This is a genomic window from Pseudomonas sp. Fl4BN1, assembly GCF_009908285.1.
Taxonomy (GTDB): domain Bacteria; phylum Pseudomonadota; class Gammaproteobacteria; order Pseudomonadales; family Pseudomonadaceae; genus Aquipseudomonas.
Genome location: NZ_JAAARM010000028.1, coordinates 1 through 15665 on the forward strand (window position 1 = coordinate 1; position 15665 = coordinate 15665).

General features: G+C 60.0%; 21 protein-coding genes. 11 read left to right on the forward strand and 10 right to left on the reverse strand.

What is annotated here, in order from left to right:
- Positions 1-345, forward strand: a 345-nt coding sequence (locus tag GV818_RS24985) for a ZIP family metal transporter (RefSeq protein WP_161777817.1), incomplete at its 5' end; no start/stop codon positions are given.
- Positions 346-373: 28 nt separating this feature from the next.
- Here the strand turns inward: GV818_RS24985 and GV818_RS24990 are convergent.
- The 10 genes from GV818_RS24990 to GV818_RS25035 form a co-directional block, all read right to left on the reverse strand.
- Positions 374-646 carry an HPr family phosphocarrier protein gene (locus GV818_RS24990; RefSeq protein WP_161755607.1) on the reverse strand — a complete coding sequence of 91 codons (273 nt, stop codon included), beginning with the start codon at positions 644-646 and terminating at the stop codon, positions 374-376.
- 16 nt (positions 647-662) lie between these two features.
- Positions 663-1520, reverse strand: a complete 858-nt coding sequence (gene rapZ, locus GV818_RS24995; RefSeq protein WP_011059266.1) for an RNase adapter RapZ — start codon at positions 1518-1520, stop codon at positions 663-665.
- Between the two features lie 2 nt (positions 1521-1522).
- Positions 1523-1987: a PTS IIA-like nitrogen regulatory protein PtsN gene (ptsN, locus tag GV818_RS25000; RefSeq protein ID WP_161755605.1), complete on the reverse strand. Its 465-nt coding sequence runs from the start codon at positions 1985-1987 to the stop codon at positions 1523-1525.
- A gap of 12 nt (positions 1988-1999) precedes the next feature.
- Complete coding sequence (gene hpf / locus GV818_RS25005; protein WP_161755603.1) at positions 2000-2305, reverse strand: ribosome hibernation-promoting factor, HPF/YfiA family; 306 nt, start codon at positions 2303-2305, stop codon at positions 2000-2002.
- Positions 2306-2384: 79 nt separating this feature from the next.
- Positions 2385-3878 carry an RNA polymerase factor sigma-54 gene (locus GV818_RS25010; RefSeq protein WP_161755601.1) on the reverse strand — a complete coding sequence of 498 codons (1494 nt, stop codon included), beginning with the start codon at positions 3876-3878 and terminating at the stop codon, positions 2385-2387.
- A 182-nt stretch (positions 3879-4060) separates the two neighbouring features.
- Positions 4061-4786, reverse strand: coding sequence for an LPS export ABC transporter ATP-binding protein (gene lptB / locus GV818_RS25015; RefSeq protein WP_161755599.1), 726 nt, complete (start codon positions 4784-4786; stop codon positions 4061-4063).
- Positions 4786-5331 (reverse strand): lipopolysaccharide transport periplasmic protein LptA, encoded by a 546-nt coding sequence (lptA, locus tag GV818_RS25020; protein WP_161755597.1) that lies wholly within the window; start codon positions 5329-5331, stop codon positions 4786-4788. Before lptA ends, lptB begins: the two co-directional genes overlap by 1 nt.
- Complete coding sequence (lptC, locus tag GV818_RS25025; RefSeq protein WP_161755595.1) at positions 5318-5890, reverse strand: LPS export ABC transporter periplasmic protein LptC; 573 nt, start codon at positions 5888-5890, stop codon at positions 5318-5320. Before lptC ends, lptA begins: the two co-directional genes overlap by 14 nt.
- A 9-nt stretch (positions 5891-5899) precedes the next feature.
- Positions 5900-6424, reverse strand: coding sequence for a KdsC family phosphatase (locus GV818_RS25030; RefSeq protein ID WP_161755593.1), 525 nt, complete (start codon positions 6422-6424; stop codon positions 5900-5902).
- Positions 6424-7398: a KpsF/GutQ family sugar-phosphate isomerase gene (locus GV818_RS25035; protein ID WP_161755591.1), complete on the reverse strand. Its 975-nt coding sequence runs from the start codon at positions 7396-7398 to the stop codon at positions 6424-6426. The genes GV818_RS25030 and GV818_RS25035 overlap by 1 nt, the downstream gene beginning before the upstream one ends.
- Before the next feature lie 264 nt (positions 7399-7662).
- Between GV818_RS25035 and GV818_RS25040 the strand changes: the two genes are divergently transcribed.
- The 10 genes from GV818_RS25040 (at position 7663) to hisC (ending at position 15664) form a co-directional block, all read left to right on the forward strand.
- Positions 7663-8472 carry an ATP-binding cassette domain-containing protein gene (locus GV818_RS25040; RefSeq protein ID WP_161755589.1) on the forward strand — a complete coding sequence of 270 codons (810 nt, stop codon included), beginning with the start codon at positions 7663-7665 and terminating at the stop codon, positions 8470-8472.
- On the forward strand, positions 8472-9269 hold the full coding sequence (gene mlaE / locus GV818_RS25045) for a lipid asymmetry maintenance ABC transporter permease subunit MlaE (protein WP_161755587.1): 798 nt from the start codon (positions 8472-8474) through the stop codon (positions 9267-9269). Before GV818_RS25040 ends, mlaE begins: the two co-directional genes overlap by 1 nt.
- Positions 9269-9736, forward strand: coding sequence for an outer membrane lipid asymmetry maintenance protein MlaD (gene mlaD, locus GV818_RS25050; protein WP_011059277.1), 468 nt, complete (start codon positions 9269-9271; stop codon positions 9734-9736). The genes mlaE and mlaD overlap by 1 nt, the downstream gene beginning before the upstream one ends.
- Before the next feature lie 11 nt (positions 9737-9747).
- The gene (locus tag GV818_RS25055) at positions 9748-10401 is read left to right on the forward strand and encodes an MlaC/ttg2D family ABC transporter substrate-binding protein (RefSeq protein ID WP_161755578.1); all 654 of its coding nucleotides are present in this window, start codon (positions 9748-9750) and stop codon (positions 10399-10401) included.
- The gene (locus GV818_RS25060) at positions 10398-10703 is read left to right on the forward strand and encodes an STAS domain-containing protein (RefSeq protein WP_161755576.1); all 306 of its coding nucleotides are present in this window, start codon (positions 10398-10400) and stop codon (positions 10701-10703) included. Before GV818_RS25055 ends, GV818_RS25060 begins: the two co-directional genes overlap by 4 nt.
- Positions 10704-10833: 130 nt before the next feature.
- The gene (locus GV818_RS25065) at positions 10834-11073 is read left to right on the forward strand and encodes a BolA family protein (protein WP_161755574.1); all 240 of its coding nucleotides are present in this window, start codon (positions 10834-10836) and stop codon (positions 11071-11073) included.
- Between the two features lie 22 nt (positions 11074-11095).
- A complete protein-coding gene (gene murA, locus GV818_RS25070) occupies positions 11096-12361 on the forward strand; it encodes a UDP-N-acetylglucosamine 1-carboxyvinyltransferase (protein ID WP_161755572.1) in 1266 nt (421 codons plus the stop codon).
- Between the two features lie 129 nt (positions 12362-12490).
- Positions 12491-13126 carry an ATP phosphoribosyltransferase gene (hisG, locus tag GV818_RS25075; RefSeq protein ID WP_159895716.1) on the forward strand — a complete coding sequence of 212 codons (636 nt, stop codon included), beginning with the start codon at positions 12491-12493 and terminating at the stop codon, positions 13124-13126.
- Between the two features lie 154 nt (positions 13127-13280).
- On the forward strand, positions 13281-14609 hold the full coding sequence (gene hisD / locus GV818_RS25080) for a histidinol dehydrogenase (protein WP_161777818.1): 1329 nt from the start codon (positions 13281-13283) through the stop codon (positions 14607-14609).
- Between the two features lie 2 nt (positions 14610-14611).
- Positions 14612-15664: a histidinol-phosphate transaminase gene (hisC, locus tag GV818_RS25085; RefSeq protein WP_161755567.1), complete on the forward strand. Its 1053-nt coding sequence runs from the start codon at positions 14612-14614 to the stop codon at positions 15662-15664.
- Position 15665: the final 1 nt, after the last annotated feature.

Below are 15665 nucleotides of genomic sequence, written 5' to 3' on the forward strand. Positions count from 1 at the left end.
GAAGCGGACAGCCTGGCCATGGGGATTGCCCTGCAGGACGTGCCGGAAGGGCTGGTAATTGCCCTGGTGCTGGCGGGGGCGGGGATGTCGCGGGTCAAGGCGTTCCTGATCGGTGCGGCTTCAGGCTTGGTAGAGCCGGTCTTTGCCTTGCTCTGCGCCTGGCTGGTCAGTTTGGCAGAGGTGCTTTTGCCTTTGGGGCTGGCCCTGGCGGCTGGTGCCATGCTGTTGGTGGTGACTCATGAAGTGATCCCCGAGTCCCGGCGCAATGGTCACGAAAAGCTCGCCAGCCTCGGCTTGTGTATCGGCTTTTGTCTGATGATGGTGATGGACACGGCGCTCGCCTGAGTGCCGCATGCGAGTGGCCCAGCGAGGGCTACTCGCCTTCGTCGAAGTAGTTGTTGATCAGTTTCACCAGAGCATCCAGTGCCTCTTGCTCTTGCTCACCCTCGGTTTTCAGGTGGATTTTGGTGCCCTTACCGGCAGCGAGCATCATCATGGCCATGATGCTCTTGCCATCAACCATGGTTTCCGGGGTTCTGCCGGCGCGAATCTGACAGGGAAACTGCCCGGCCACACCGACAAATTTGGCAGAGGCACGGGCATGCAGGCCCAGCTTGTTGATGATCTCAATTTCCAGAGCTGGCATCGCGGGGTAGATCCTTTCAGCTAAGGTCGCGGTGGCGAACCTGGACGTTCTTCAGGGATTTTTGCAGGACCTGGCCGAGACGCTCAGTCAGGTACACGGAGCGGTGGTGCCCGCCAGTGCAGCCAATGGCAATGGTTACATAGGCGCGGTTGCTGGCGGCAAAGCGCGGCAACCACTTGAGCAGGTAGCTGGAGATGTCCTGGAACATCTCTTCGACATCAGGCTGGGCGGCCAGGTACTCGGCCACGGGAGCGTCCAATCCGGATTGGGCGCGCAGTTCAGGCTTCCAGTACGGGTTGGGCAGGCAGCGCACATCGAACACTAGATCGGCGTCTACCGGCATGCCGCGTTTGAAACCGAAGGACTCCACCAGGAATGCGGTGCCAGGCTCGGGCTGATTCAGCAACCGCAGCTTGATGGTATCCCGCAGTTGGTAGAGGTTCAGATTGGTGGTGTTGACCTTGAGGTCCGCCAGATCGACGATCGGTCCCAGTAACTGGGTTTCGTCGTGGATGGCTTCCGCCAGTGAGCGATTGGCGCTGCTCAGGGGATGCCGGCGGCGGGTTTCCGAGAAGCGCTTGAGCAAGGTTTCTTCATCGGCGTCCAGATAGAGCACATCGCACTGGATATGCCGACTGCGCACTTCTTCCAACAGCTCGGGGAAGCGCGACAGGTGGCTGGGCAGATTGCGTGCGTCAATGGATACCGCCACCAGCGGTTGGGCCAGTTCAGTGTGAATCAACGCACGTTCGGCCAGCTCGGGCAGCAAGCCGGCTGGAAGGTTGTCGATGCAGTAGTAGCCGTGATCCTCAAGAACGTCGAGGGCGGTGCTTTTACCTGAGCCGGAACGGCCGCTGACGATGATCAAGCGCATGATTACTGACCGTTTTGCTCGTCCAGAACAACCTGATACAAGGCTTCGTTGCTGGTGGCACTGCGCAGCCGGTCACGGACTTCCTTGCGATCGAGCATGCTGGCGATCTGCCGGAGCAGTTCCAGGTGTGCGTCGGTGGCGGCTTCCGGGACTAGCAGGACGAACAGCAGATCGACCGGGGCGCCGTCGATGGCGTCGAAATCGATCGGTGCGTCCAGGTGCATCAGGGCACTGATGGGGGACTCGCAGCCTTTGAGGCGGCAGTGGGGAATCGCGATGCCGTTGCCAAAACCGGTAGAACCGAGTTTTTCACGGGCGATCAGGCTCTCGTAGACATCCTGCATCTCCAGATCGGGCACTTCACGGCTGATCAGGTTGGCAATTTGTTCGAGTGCGCGTTTTTTACTGCCGCCCGGCACGTTCACCAAGGAACGGCCGGGGGTCAGGATACTTTCAAGTCGGATCATGGGGGGAGAGTGTTAGCGACCCGTGCCTTGGAGAAGGTGGAGGTGCTTTTCCTTATGCTTTTTCAGTTGACGGTCAAGCTTGTCCGTGAGCAGGTCGATTGCGGCATACATATCGTCATGTTCTGCATTGGCGACGACCTCCCCACCGTGGATGTGCAAGGTGGCTTCGATTTTCTGCTTCAACTTCTCGACAGCCATGGTGACCTGCACATTGGTTATCTTGTCGAAATGCCGCTCCAGCCGGTCGAGTTTTTCGCCGATGTAAGCGCGCAGAGGTTCAGTCACTTCGAGTTGGTGTCCACTGATGTTGACTTGCATACAGCTTCTCCTTCGTTGCCAGTGCATAAAGCGGCAGGCTGGGTTGCCTGCCCCTGAAACGCTGTGGCCAGCCCTGCGGTCAAATCAACCGCTTCCGTTCGCTGGAAGGCGCAATCCCAAGGGATTCGCGATACTTGGCTACGGTACGGCGGGCTACCTGAATGCCTTGTGCCTCCAGTAAACCAGCGATCTTGCTGTCACTCAACGGCTTTTTCTGATTTTCCGCAGCCACCAGTTTTTTGATGATCGCGCGGATCGCGGTGGACGAGCATTCACCGCCTTCCGAGGTGCTGACGTGGCTGGAGAAAAAGTATTTCAGCTCATATATGCCCCGTGGGGTATGCATGAATTTTTGCGTGGTTACCCGGGAAATCGTCGATTCGTGCATACCCACCGCTTCGGCGATGTCATGCAGCACCAACGGCTTCATTGCCTCGTCACCGTACTCGAGAAAGCCGCGCTGGTGCTCGACGATCTGGGTGGCCACTTTCATCAGGGTTTCGTTGCGGCTCTGCAGGCTCTTGATGAACCAGCGGGCTTCCTGCAGCTGGTTGCGCATGAAGGTGTTGTCGGCGCTGGTGTCGGCCCGACGCACAAAACCGGCGTACTGGGCATTGACTCGCAGGCGTGGCACGGACTCCTGATTCAGCTCCACCAACCAGCGCTCGTTGTCCTTGCGCACGATGACGTCCGGAACTACGTATTCGGCTTCGCTGGATTCGATCTGTGAGCCTGGACGCGGGTTGAGGCTCTGCACCAGCTCGATGACCTGGCGCAGCTCGTCCTCCTTGAGTTTCATGCGGCGCATCAGTTGGCTGTAGTCGCGGCTGCCCAGCAGGTCGATGTAGTCACTGACCAGGCGTTGGGCTTCGCTCAGCCAAGGAGTTTTCGTCGACAGTTGGCGCAATTGCAACAGCAGGCATTCGCCCAGGTTGCGGGCGCCGATACCGGCCGGTTCGAATTGCTGGATGCGGTGCAGGACGGCTTCGATTTCGTCCAGCTCAATGTCCAGTTCGGGATCGAAGGCCTCGAGAATTTCCTCGAGGGTTTCGTCCAGGTAGCCCTGATTGTTGATGCAATCGATCAGGGTTACGGCAATCAGGCGGTCGGTGTCCGACATCGGAGCCAGGTTCAGTTGCCAGAGCAGGTGGCTTTGCAGGCTTTCACCGGCCGACGTGCGGGTAGTGAAGTCCCACTCGTCATCATCGCTGCTAGGCAGGCTGCTGGCGCTGGTCTGGTAGACATCTTCCCAGGCGGTATCCACCGGCAGTTCGTTGGGGATGCGTTCGCTCCACTCACCGTCCTCGAGGTTATCCACCGTAGGGGCGGTTTCCTGGTAGGAGGGTTCCTGGATCTCGGTGTTGGGCTTGGACTCGGTGTTGTCGGCCAAAGGATCGCTGTTGTCGAAGTCGTCGCCTTCTTCCTGGCGTTCGAGCATCGGGTTGGACTCCAGCGCTTCCTGGATTTCCTGTTGCAGGTCCAGGGTCGACAATTGGAGCAGGCGGATGGCCTGTTGCAGCTGCGGTGTCATCGTCAGCTGCTGGCCCATTCTCAGGACTAGCGATGGTTTCATGGCAGGGGCTTAACACCTTATTTGCCGGCGCACATGCGCCATCCACTACAGGGCGCCGGAGCGCCAAACATAAGCAAATTATATGCCTGAAACTGAAGTGTTTGCCTAGAGCGCTGTAACAATAAAGTTTGTAGGGATTTATTGTTCCCGGCGCTCTGGCGTCCAGCCCAACACCTCAGCCCTTACAGGCGGAACTCATGGCCCAGGTAGACTTCCTTGACCAGTTCGTTGGCCAGGATGGTCTCGGCATCGCCTTCGGCGATCAGTTGCCCGTCGTTGACGATGTAGGCGGTCTCACAGATGTCCAGGGTCTCCCGGACGTTGTGGTCGGTGATCAGTACCCCGATGCCCTTGGCCTTCAGGTGGTGGATGATCTGCTTGATGTCGCCAACCGAGATCGGGTCTACACCGGCGAACGGTTCGTCCAGAAGGATGAACTTGGGGGCGGTGGCCAGGGCCCGGGCGATTTCCACTCGGCGGCGTTCACCGCCGGACAGGCTCATGCCGAGGTTGTCGCGGATGTGATTGATGTGGAATTCCTGCAGCAGGCTTTCCAGTTCCTGACGGCGACCGGCCTTGTCGAGTTCCTTGCGGGTCTCGAGGATGGCCATGATGTTGTCGGCCACCGACAGCTTGCGGAAGATCGAGGCTTCCTGGGGCAGATAGCCGATACCCGCGCGGGCACGGCCGTGCATCGGTTGGTGGCTGACATCCAGGTCGTCGATCAGGACGCGGCCCTGATCGGCCTGGACCAGGCCGACGATCATGTAGAAGCAGGTAGTCTTGCCGGCACCGTTGGGGCCGAGCAGGCCGACGATCTGACCGCTGTCGATGGACAGGCTGACATCACGCACGACCTGGCGGCTCTTGTAGCTCTTGGCCAAGTGCTGGGCTTTTAGAGTTGCCATTACTGGGCCTTTTGCTCGTCGGTTTTCTTTTTCGGCTGGATGACCATGTCGATCCGCGGACGCGGCGCGGTGACCGAGGTGCCATTGGCGCGACCGGCGTTAGCCACTTGCTTGACGGTGTCGTAGACGATTTTCTCGCCTTCGGTGGTGTTGCCGTCGTTGATAACCTTGGCCTTGTCGATCAGTACGATGCGGTTCTGCTGGGCATGGTACTGGATGGTCACGGCGTAGGCCTGGACCGGTTTCGGGTCGGTCTGTTTCTGCAGTTGCTCGAAATACGCCAGGTTGCCCACGGAGGTCACCACGTCGATTTCGCCGGTTTTTGACCGGGTGATGGTCACGGTGTTGCCGGTGATCTTCATCGAACCCTGGGTGATGATTACATCGCCCTTGTAGGTGGCCACGCCATTCTTGTCATCGAGCTGGGCGTCGTCGGCCTGGATGCGGATTGGCTGTTGGCTATCGTTCGGCAGAGCCCAGGCGCTCACGCTTCCCAGTGCTGCGCCCAGACTGAGCAAAATCGGGAGGGTTTTAACGAGCCTCATACTGTCCTCTTACGTTCGATAGCAGGTTCATCCTGCCGTCTTTCAAATACGCTTTCATTCCCTTCGCCGTAGTCACGCCGCCGGCGCCGTCAATTCTAACGGCTTGCTCGGTCTGCGCATATTGCTTCTGCGGGAATACTGTCATGCGGGTCGTGGTGATCAGCAGGTTGCGATTTCTTTCGTCGGTGCGGGAAACCCGTACCGAATCGATCAATTCGACTTCAGTGCCGTCCGGGTTGACTTCGCCGCGCTCGCTCTGGACATGCCAGGGGAAGGTAGTGCCGCGGTACATCTGCAGGTCCGGTTTGGTCAGCAGGGTCACTTCGCTGGCCTTGACGTGCTCGACCTTGTCCGAGGTCATTTCATACTGCAGCTTGCCGTCGGGCAAATACTGCACGCTGCGGGCGTTGATCACGTAATAGTCGATGGCGTTTTCGTCGACCTGTACCACGGGCTTGTCGAGGAAACGTTCAGGGCTGATGTTCCAGTAACCGACCGCTGCAAACAGCAGGGCGATAGTCCCGAAGATCAGTATGTTGCGAATCTTTTTACTCAGCATTGGAAGGCTCTATAGGTAAGCGGCGTTGGCTGCTTCAAGGCGATCCTGGGCGCGCAGGATCAGCTCGCAGAACTCTCGGGCAGCTCCTTCGCCGCCGCGAGCCACGGTGGTGCCGTGGGCGTGTTCACGAACAAAACCCGCTGCGTTGGCGACCGCCATGCCCAGGCCGACACGGCGGATCACCGGCAGATCGGGCAGGTCGTCGCCCAGATAGGCGACCTGTTCATAGCTTAGGTTGAGTTGGGCAAGAAGTTCGTCCAGTACCACCAGTTTGTCTTCGCGGCCCTGATACAGGTGGGGGATCCCCAGGTTCTTGGCCCGACGCTCCACCACCGGGGTCTTGCGCCCGCTGATGATCGCGGTCTGCACCCCGGCCGCCATGAGCATCTTGATGCCCTGGCCGTCTAGGGTGTTGAAGGTCTTGAACTCGCTGCCGTCTTCGAGGAAGTACAGGCGACCGTCGGTCAGTACGCCGTCGACGTCAAAAATCGCCAGCTTGATGTTTTTACCGCGTTGCAGCAGGTCGGTATTCATTACATGACTCCCGCGCGCAACAGGTCGTGCATGTTCAAGGCGCCGATCGGCCGGTCTTCCTTGTCCACCACCACCAGGGCGCTGATTTTATGGTCTTCCATGATTTTCAGGGCTTCAGCGGCCAGCATATCGGCACGTGCAGTCTTGCCATGAGGGGTCATGACCGAGTCGATGGTGGCGTGATGAATATCAATGGCGCGATCCAGGGTGCGACGCAGATCGCCGTCGGTGAAAATCCCGGCCAGGCGGCCATCGTTTTCCAGAATGACGGTCATGCCCAAGCCCTTGCGGGTCATCTCCATGAGTGCGTCCTTGAGCAGGGTGCCCCGCTGCACGTGTGGCAGGTCGGAACCTTCGTGCATGACATTCTCGACCTTGAGCAGCAGGCGGCGGCCCAGGGCTCCGCCTGGGTGGGAGAACGCGAAGTCTTCGGCGGTGAAGCCGCGGGCTTCCAGCAGGGCCACGGCCAGGGCGTCGCCCATCACCAGGGCGGCAGTGGTCGAAGAGGTTGGCGCCAGGTTCAGCGGGCAGGCTTCGTGCTCGACGTGGACGTTGAGGTTGACATCGGCGGCCTTGGCCAGCGGGGACTCTGGGTTGCCGGTAAGGCTGATCAACTGGATGCCCAGGCGCTTGATCAGCGGCAGCAGGGTGACGATTTCGTTGGTGGAGCCGGAGTTGGAGAGGGCCAGGATCACGTCGTCACGGGTGATCATGCCCATATCGCCGTGGCTGGCCTCGGCTGGATGGACAAAGAAAGCCGTGGTGCCGGTGCTCGCCAGGGTGGCGGCGATCTTGTTGCCGACATGCCCGGATTTGCCCATGCCGACCACTACTACGCGGCCTTTGCTGGCCAGAATCATCTCGCAAGCGCGTACGAAATCTGCGTCGATATGGGGCAGCAAGCCTTCTACTGCCTGAAGTTCGAGGCGGATGGTGCGTTGTGCTGATTGAATCAGGTCGCTGGATTGGCTCATGTCTGAAATCGTATAGCCCGATGAAAAGGCGGCGATTATAGCGGTAATGAGCAAATCCCTCACGCAAGTTCGTCAGCCTTTGTCTACTGCTTGCTAGGAATCCTCCTATTTTGCCTGTCGTCGACCTGAACGGTGGCGGCTTCGGCCTTGGGGGCTCCGTATCAGCAGTGATATAGTTCGCCGCCAGTTCGGCCTGCCCAGAGGCATGTACTCCCGGCAGGGAGCCAAGCGTCCGAGTGATAGGCTGCATCGCAAGGAGTTTAGATGAGTGCCGATAACGCTTACGCGGTCGAGCTGAAGGGACTGTCCTTCAAGCGCGGTACGCGCAGCATTTTCAATAACGTGGATATTCGTATTCCGCGGGGCAAGGTCACCGGGATCATGGGGCCTTCCGGCTGCGGGAAAACCACCCTGTTGCGCTTGATGGGCATGCAACTGCGGCCCAGCGGCGGTGAAGTGTGGGTCAACGGCCAGAACCTGCCGACCCTCTCGCGCAGCGATCTGTTCGACGCGCGCAAGCAAATGGGCGTGTTGTTCCAGAGTGGCGCGCTGTTTACCGACCTCGACGTCTTCGAGAACGTGGCCTTTCCATTGCGGGTGCACACCCAACTGCCGGACGAGATGATTCGTGACATCGTCCTGCTCAAGTTGCAGGCAGTCGGCCTGCGCGGCGCCATCGACCTGATGCCCGACGAGTTGTCAGGCGGCATGAAGCGCCGGGTCGCCCTGGCCCGGGCCATCGCCCTGGATCCGCAGATACTCATGTATGACGAGCCTTTCGTAGGTCAGGATCCGATCGCCATGGGCGTATTGGTGCGCCTGATCCGTCTGCTCAACGATGCCCTGGGTATTACCAGCATTGTGGTTTCCCACGATCTTGCAGAAACCGCGAGCATTGCCGACTACCTCTATGTAGTGGGTGATGGCCAGGTACTGGGCCAGGGAACTCCCGAAGAACTGCTGGACTCCGATAATCCACGTATCCGTCAGTTCATGAAGGGCGATCCCGACGGCCCGGTACCGTTTCACTTTCCAGCGTCGGATTACCGCGCAGATCTTCTGGGGAAGCGCTGATGCGCAAAATATCGCTAATCGAGAGGGTTCGCCTCTTCGGTCGCTCGGGCATCGATGTCCTGGCGGTACTGGGGCGTTCCACGCTGTTCCTGTTTCATGCGCTGCTGGGGCGTGGCGGCATCGGCGGCAGTTTCGGCCTGCTGGTCAAGCAGTTGCACTCGGTGGGGGTGATGTCCCTGGTGATCATTGTCGTGTCCGGGATCTTCATCGGCATGGTGCTGGCGCTGCAGGGCTTCAATATTCTCTCCAGCTACGGTTCGGAGCAGGCGGTTGGGCAGATGGTTGCCTTGACCTTGCTGCGGGAGTTGGGGCCGGTGGTCACTGCGCTGCTGTTCGCCGGGCGTGCCGGTTCGGCGTTGACCGCGGAAATCGGCAACATGAAGTCCACCGAGCAACTCTCCAGCCTGGAGATGATCGGTGTCGATCCGCTCAAGTACATCATTGCGCCACGTCTGTGGGCCGGTTTCATTTCCCTGCCCTTGCTGGCGATTATCTTCAGTGTCGTGGGGATCTGGGGCGGTTCCTGGGTGGCTGTCGACTGGCTGGGGGTCTATGACGGCTCCTACTGGGCGAATATGCAGAACAGCGTGACCTTCACCGGTGATGTGCTCAACGGTGTGATCAAAAGTATTGTTTTTGCCTTTGTAGTGACCTGGATCGCCGTATTCCAAGGCTACGACTGTGAGCCCACCTCAGAGGGGATCAGCCGTGCCACTACCAAGACCGTGGTGTATGCCTCGTTGGCCGTACTCGGCTTGGACTTTATTCTGACCGCCTTGATGTTTGGAGATTTCTGATGCAAAACCGCACCCTGGAAATCGGTGTCGGCCTATTCTTGCTGGCTGGCATCTTGGCTTTGCTGTTGCTTGCCCTGCGGGTCAGTGGCTTGTCTCCGACAGCGAGCACCGATACTTATAAGCTTTATGCCTACTTCGACAATATTGCCGGTTTGACGGTCAGGGCTAAAGTGACCATGGCCGGCGTGACCATCGGCAAGGTCACGGCGATCGATCTGGATCGTGACAGCTTCACTGGCCGGGTAACGATGCAGTTGGAAAAACGTGTGGATAATCTGCCGACTGACTCTACTGCATCTATCCTGACTGCTGGCCTGTTGGGTGAGAAATACATCGGTATCAGCGTGGGCGGGGAAGAAGCCTTGCTCAAGGATGGTGGAACCATCCACGACACCCAGTCGTCGCTGGTACTGGAGGACCTGATCGGTAAATTCCTGCTCAATACCGTTAGCAAAGACGCCAAATGAGGAGTTTTTCGATGATCTCTACCTTGCGACGTGGTCTGTTGGTGCTGCTGGCGGCCTTGCCGCTGTTGGCCAACGCGGCGGGGACGCCTTCCGCGCATGATCTGGTGCAGGACACGACCCACCGTCTGCTCGCCGACCTGGCAGCCAATAAAGAGAAGTACAAGCAAAGCCCTAGCGAGTTCTACAACGCCTTGAACGGCATTGTCGGTCCTGTGGTGGACGCCGATGGCATCTCCCGCAGCATCATGACCGTCAAGTATTCGCGCAAGGCCACGCCGGAGCAGATGGCGCGTTTCCAGGAGAACTTCAAGCGCAGCCTGATGCAGTTCTATGGCAACGCCTTGCTGGAGTACAACAACCAGGGCATCACGGTTTCTCCGGCCAAGGATGAAAGCGGCACCCGTACCAGCGTTGATATGCAGGTCAAGGGCAACAACGGGGCGATCTACCCGGTGTCCTACACCCTGGAAAAGCTCAACGACGAGTGGAAAGTGCGTAACGTGATCATCAACGGCATCAATATCGGCAAGCTGTTCCGTGATCAGTTCGCCGATGCCATGCAGCGCAACGGCAATAATCTGGACAAGACCATCGACGGCTGGGCTGGCGAAGTGGCCAAGGCCAAGGAAGCTACCGAAGGCACTGCACAAAAGGCTGCGCAATGAGTGACTCCGCCGTACGCCTTGGTGATGCTGGAGAGTTGCTGATCAGTGGCGTGCTGGACTACCGCAGCGGCCCGGGCCTGCGCAAGCAGGGCCAGGCGCTGATCAAGTCGAGCCCGGCGTCGGCGCTGGTACTGGATTGCTCGGCGGTGGAAAAGTCCAGCAGCGTCGGTCTTGCCCTGTTGCTGGCGTTCATCCGTGATGCCCAGGGTCTCGGCAAGGCGGTGAGTATTCGTGCTCTGCCCGAGGACATGCGCGAGATCGCCGAGGTTTCCGGGGTGACCGAGATCTTCGCCCATCCCTAGCTTCAGAACCGTGTAACCCACATCTATATAGAAGCCCCCCGTCAGAGTCCTGCTATGCGGGGTTCGCAGGCGCGGGGCTTTTTTGTATGATGTCCGACCCGCGCGCACAGGGCGCCGATTGAGGTTGAGCATGCAGGCCAACGAAGTGAAGAGCTTTCTTGAAGGAAAGCTGCCCGAAGCTCAGGTAGAAGTTGAGGGCGAAGGCTGCAACTTTCAGCTGAACGTGATTAGCGACGAACTGTCGGCCTTGAGCCCGGTGAAGCGTCAGCAAAGCATCTATGCCCATTTGAATCCATGGATTGCCGATGGCAGCATCCACGCGATCACTATGAAATTTTTCAGCCGCGCGGCCTGGGCCGAGCGCACCTGAGCCCAAGGGCGTCGAGACTGTTATGGATAAATTGATTATTACCGGCGGCGTTCGCCTTGATGGCGAGATCCGTATTTCCGGGGCCAAGAACTCCGCGCTGCCGATTCTGGCGGCAACCCTGCTGTGCGATGGCCCGGTCACTGTGGCCAACCTGCCGCACCTGCACGACATCACCACCATGATCGAGCTGTTCGGTCGCATGGGCATCGAGCCGGTGATCGACGAGAAACTCAGCGTCGAAATCGACCCGCGCACCATCAAGACCCTGGTGGCCCCGTACGAGCTGGTGAAAACCATGCGCGCCTCGATCCTGGTACTGGGACCGATGGTTGCCCGTTTCGGCGAAGCTGAAGTGGCCCTGCCTGGCGGTTGCGCCATCGGCTCGCGTCCGGTGGACCTGCACATCCGCGGCCTGGAAGCCATGGGTGCGGTAATCGACGTCGAAGGCGGCTACATCAAGGCCAAGGCGCCTGAGGGTGGCCTGCGCGGCGCGAACTTCTTCTTCGATACCGTGAGTGTGACCGGTACCGAGAACATCATGATGGCCGCTGCCTTGGCCAAGGGCCGCAGCGTGTTGCAGAACGCCGCTCGCGAACCTGAAGTCGTGGACCTGGCGAACTTCCTGATTGCCATGGGTGCGAAGATTTCTGGTGCCGGTACCGACACCATCACCATCGATGGTGTCGAGCGCCTGCATCCGGCGATCTACAAAGTCATGCCTGACCGTATCGAAACCGGCACCTACCTGGTGGCCGCAGCGGTCACCGGCGGTCGGGTCAAGGTCAAGGACACTGATCCGACCATCCTTGAAGCAGTGCTGGAAAAACTCAAGGAAGCGGGTGCTGAAGTCACCACCGGCAGCGACTGGATCGAGCTCAACATGCACGGCAAGCGCCCCAAGGCGGTCAACGTGCGTACTGCGCCATACCCGGCGTTCCCGACTGACATGCAGGCGCAGTTCATCTCCCTGAATGCGATTGCCGAAGGCACTGGCGCAGTCATCGAGACCATCTTCGAAAACCGTTTCATGCACGTGTACGAACTGCACCGCATGGGCGCCAAGATCCAGGTTGAAGGCAACACCGCGATCGTCACCGGTACCGAAATCCTCAAGGGCGCGCCAGTCATGGCCACCGACCTGCGGGCTTCGGCCAGCCTGGTGATCTCGGCCCTGATGGCCGAAGGCGATACCCTGATCGACCGCATCTACCACATCGACCGTGGTTACGAGTGCATCGAAGAGAAGCTGCAGATGCTCGGCGCGAAGATCCGCCGCGTACCGGGTTAATTGCTTCAGGGGCACAGGGAGGTGCCCACAGCCGAATCAGTTCCACGTCGAGCCTGTCTTCAGGCTCGACGCATGTCTGGCGCCGTTTGCGTCCGGGCATCAGTCGCCGCATAAGGACTTACGTTACTCATGTTGACCATCGCACTGTCCAAGGGCCGTATCCTCGACGACACGTTGCCGCTTCTGGCTGAAGCGGGCATCGTGCCAACCGAGAATCCGGACAAGAGCCGCAAACTGATCATCCCCACGACCCAGGACGATGTTCGCCTGTTGATCGTGCGCGCCACCGATGTGCCGACCTATGTCGAGCATGGCGCCGCCGACCTCGGGGTGGCCGGCAAGGACGTCCTGATGGAGTACACCGGCCAGGGCCTGTACGAGCCGTTGGACCTGCAGATTGCCCAGTGCAAGCTGATGACTGCTGGCGCCATTGGTGCAGTCGAGCCCAAGGGCCGTCTGCGGGTCGCCACCAAGTTCGTCAATGTAGCCAAGCGCTACTATGCCGAGCAGGGCCGTCAGGTGGATATCATCAAGCTCTACGGCTCGATGGAGCTGGCGCCGCTGATCGGTCTGGCAGACAAGATCATCGACGTGGTCGATACCGGCAACACCCTGCGGGCCAACGGTCTGGAGCCCCAGGAACTGATTGCCACCATCAGCTCTCGCCTGGTGGTCAACAAGGCATCGATGAAGATGCAGCACGCCCGTATCCAGGCGTTGATCGACACCCTGCGCAAGGCAGTGGAATCGCGACACCGCGGCTGACTCACATGCGCGGCCTTGAGTCGCGCCCATCTATCCGCGTCATAGCCAGAATGCTCAGGTGCCCACGCGGATGGCTTGGTAGTCTTGCGGCGCCTGAGTTTTGCAAAACCAAGCTTGCCCTTTTGTGCATTCGCCAATCAATGAGGCCTTCGCTATGACCGCTCCCACTGCAATTCGCCGACTCAACGCTGCCGACCCGGATTTCGCCCAGCATCTGGATCATTTGCTGAGCTGGGAAAGTGTCTCTGATGACTCGGTTAATCAGCGGGTGCTGGACATCATCAAGGCGGTGCGCGAGCGCGGTGACGCGGCGCTGGTGGAGTTCACCCAGCGTTTTGATGGCCTGGAGGTGGCCTCCATGGCGGACCTGATCCTGCCTCGTGAGCGCTTGGAACTGGCCCTGACGCGGATCACCGTGGTTCAGCGCGAAGCCCTGGAAAAGGCTGCCGCCCGGGTGCGCAGCTACCACGAAAAGCAGAAGCAGGATTCCTGGACCTACACCGAGGCCGACGGCACCGTGCTGGGGCAGAAGGTTACGCCGCTGGACCGTGCCGGCCTGTACGTACCGGGAGGCAAGGCCTCCTATCCGTCGTCGGTGCTGATGAACGCAATCCCGGCCAAGGTGGCAGGTGTCACCGAAGTGGTGATGGTGGTGCCGACCCCGCGCGGTGAGATCAACGAGTTGGTGCTGGCTGCGGCCTGCATCGCCGGGGTCGACCGAGTGTTCACCATCGGCGGCGCCCAGGCCGTGGCCGCGCTGGCCTACGGCACTGAAAGCGTGCCGCAAGTGGACAAGGTGGTAGGCCCGGGCAACATCTATGTGGCGACTGCCAAGCGCCACGTGTTCGGCCAGGTGGGAATCGACATGATCGCCGGTCCTTCGGAGATCCTCGTGGTCTGCGACGGCCAGACCGATCCGGACTGGATTGCCATGGACCTGTTCTCCCAGGCCGAGCACGACGAAGACGCCCAGGCGATCCTGGTCAGCCCGGATGCCGAGTTTCTCGACAAGGTGGCAGCCAGCATCGCCAAGCTACTGCCGACCATGGAACGTGCGGCAATCATCAACACCTCGATCAACGGCCGCGGCGCGCTGATCAAGGTCTGCGACATGCAGCAGGCGATTGAAGTGGCCAACCGTATTGCCCCCGAGCACCTGGAGTTGTCCGTTGCCGATCCGCAAGCCTGGCTGCCGCAGATTCGTCACGCCGGAGCGATCTTCATGGGTCGCCACACCTCCGAGGCGCTTGGGGATTACTGCGCCGGTCCGAACCACGTGCTGCCGACCTCCGGCACTGCGCGTTTCTCTTCACCGCTGGGGGTGTACGACTTCCAGAAGCGCTCGTCGATCATCTTCTGCTCCGAGCAGGGTGCGTCCGAGCTAGGCCGGACGGCTTCGGTGCTGGCCCGTGGCGAGTCGCTGACTGCCCACGCCCGCAGCGCCGAATACCGCATCGTCGACGATCAAGATCAGGGGCAATGAGCATGAGCAAATTCTGGAGTCCATTCGTCAAGAACCTGGTGCCTTACGTGCCGGGCGAACAGCCGAAGCTGACCAAGCTGGTCAAGCTCAACACCAACGAAAACCCCTACGGTCCTTCGCCCAAAGCCCTGGCGGCGATGCAGGCGGAGCTCAACGACAACCTGCGTCTCTATCCCGACCCCAACAGCGACCTGCTCAAGCAGGCGGTGGCCAGCTACTACGGAGTACAGGGCAACCAGGTGTTCCTCGGCAACGGTTCCGATGAAGTCCTGGCGCACATCTTCCATGGCTTGCTGCAACAGGATCAGCCGCTGCTGTTCCCGGATATCAGCTATAGCTTCTACCCGGTGTATTGCGGCCTGTACGGCATCGATTTCGAAGCGGTGCCGCTGGATGAGCAATTCCAGATTCGTGTAGCCGACTACGCCAAGCCCAATGGCGGGATCATCTTCCCCAACCCGAACGCGCCGACGGGCTGCCTGCTGGCCCTGGACGCCGTGGAGCAGATCCTCAAGGCCAGTCCGGATTCGGTGGTGGTGGTCGACGAGGCCTATATCGATTTCGGCGGCGAGACGGCTATCAGCCTGGTGGATCGCTATCCGAACCTGCTGGTGACCCAGACCCTGTCCAAATCCCGCTCCCTGGCCGGGCTGCGAGTAGGCCTTGCGGTGGGCCACCCGGACCTGATCGAAGCCCTGGAGCGGATCAAGAACAGCTTCAACTCCTATCCGCTGGATCGCCTGGCGATTGTCGGCGCGGCGGCAGCCTTCGAGGATCGCGAGTACTTCACCAAGACCTGCCAGCAGGTGATAGCCAGCCGTGAGTGGGTCGTGGCGCAGTTGCAAGCCAAGGGTTTCGAGGTGCTGCCATCGGCGGCCAACTTCATCTTTGCCCGGCATCCACAGCACGACGCGGCGGGTCTTGCCGCCAAGCTGCGGGAGCAGGGGGTGATCGTGCGTCACTTCAAGCAGGAGCGGATCGCCCAGTTCCTGCGGATCAGCATCGGTACGCCGGAGCAGAACCAGGCGCTGATCGACGGGCTGGGCGACCTGTAGT

Coding starts and splice junctions, on each gene's coding strand:
- lptB (WP_161755599.1), bottom strand. CDS start 4,786: ATGGCAACTCTAAAAGCCCAGCACTTGGCCAAGAGCTACAAGAGCCGC.
- mlaD (WP_011059277.1), top strand. CDS start 9,269: ATGCAAAACCGCACCCTGGAAATCGGTGTCGGCCTATTCTTGCTGGCT.
- GV818_RS25060 (WP_161755576.1), top strand. CDS start 10,398: ATGAGTGACTCCGCCGTACGCCTTGGTGATGCTGGAGAGTTGCTGATC.
- GV818_RS25035 (WP_161755591.1), bottom strand. CDS start 7,398: ATGAGCCAATCCAGCGACCTGATTCAATCAGCACAACGCACCATCCGC.
- GV818_RS24990 (WP_161755607.1), bottom strand. CDS start 646: ATGCCAGCTCTGGAAATTGAGATCATCAACAAGCTGGGCCTGCATGCC.
- hisG (WP_159895716.1), top strand. CDS start 12,491: ATGTTGACCATCGCACTGTCCAAGGGCCGTATCCTCGACGACACGTTG.
- rapZ (WP_011059266.1), bottom strand. CDS start 1,520: ATGCGCTTGATCATCGTCAGCGGCCGTTCCGGCTCAGGTAAAAGCACC.
- murA (WP_161755572.1), top strand. CDS start 11,096: ATGGATAAATTGATTATTACCGGCGGCGTTCGCCTTGATGGCGAGATC.
- lptC (WP_161755595.1), bottom strand. CDS start 5,890: ATGCTGAGTAAAAAGATTCGCAACATACTGATCTTCGGGACTATCGCC.
- hpf (WP_161755603.1), bottom strand. CDS start 2,305: ATGCAAGTCAACATCAGTGGACACCAACTCGAAGTGACTGAACCTCTG.
- GV818_RS25040 (WP_161755589.1), top strand. CDS start 7,663: ATGAGTGCCGATAACGCTTACGCGGTCGAGCTGAAGGGACTGTCCTTC.
- GV818_RS25065 (WP_161755574.1), top strand. CDS start 10,834: ATGCAGGCCAACGAAGTGAAGAGCTTTCTTGAAGGAAAGCTGCCCGAA.
- lptA (WP_161755597.1), bottom strand. CDS start 5,331: ATGAGGCTCGTTAAAACCCTCCCGATTTTGCTCAGTCTGGGCGCAGCA.
- ptsN (WP_161755605.1), bottom strand. CDS start 1,987: ATGATCCGACTTGAAAGTATCCTGACCCCCGGCCGTTCCTTGGTGAAC.
- hisC (WP_161755567.1), top strand. CDS start 14,612: ATGAGCAAATTCTGGAGTCCATTCGTCAAGAACCTGGTGCCTTACGTG.
- GV818_RS25055 (WP_161755578.1), top strand. CDS start 9,748: ATGATCTCTACCTTGCGACGTGGTCTGTTGGTGCTGCTGGCGGCCTTG.
- GV818_RS25010 (WP_161755601.1), bottom strand. CDS start 3,878: ATGAAACCATCGCTAGTCCTGAGAATGGGCCAGCAGCTGACGATGACA.
- mlaE (WP_161755587.1), top strand. CDS start 8,472: ATGCGCAAAATATCGCTAATCGAGAGGGTTCGCCTCTTCGGTCGCTCG.
- GV818_RS25030 (WP_161755593.1), bottom strand. CDS start 6,424: ATGAATACCGACCTGCTGCAACGCGGTAAAAACATCAAGCTGGCGATT.
- hisD (WP_161777818.1), top strand. CDS start 13,281: ATGACCGCTCCCACTGCAATTCGCCGACTCAACGCTGCCGACCCGGAT.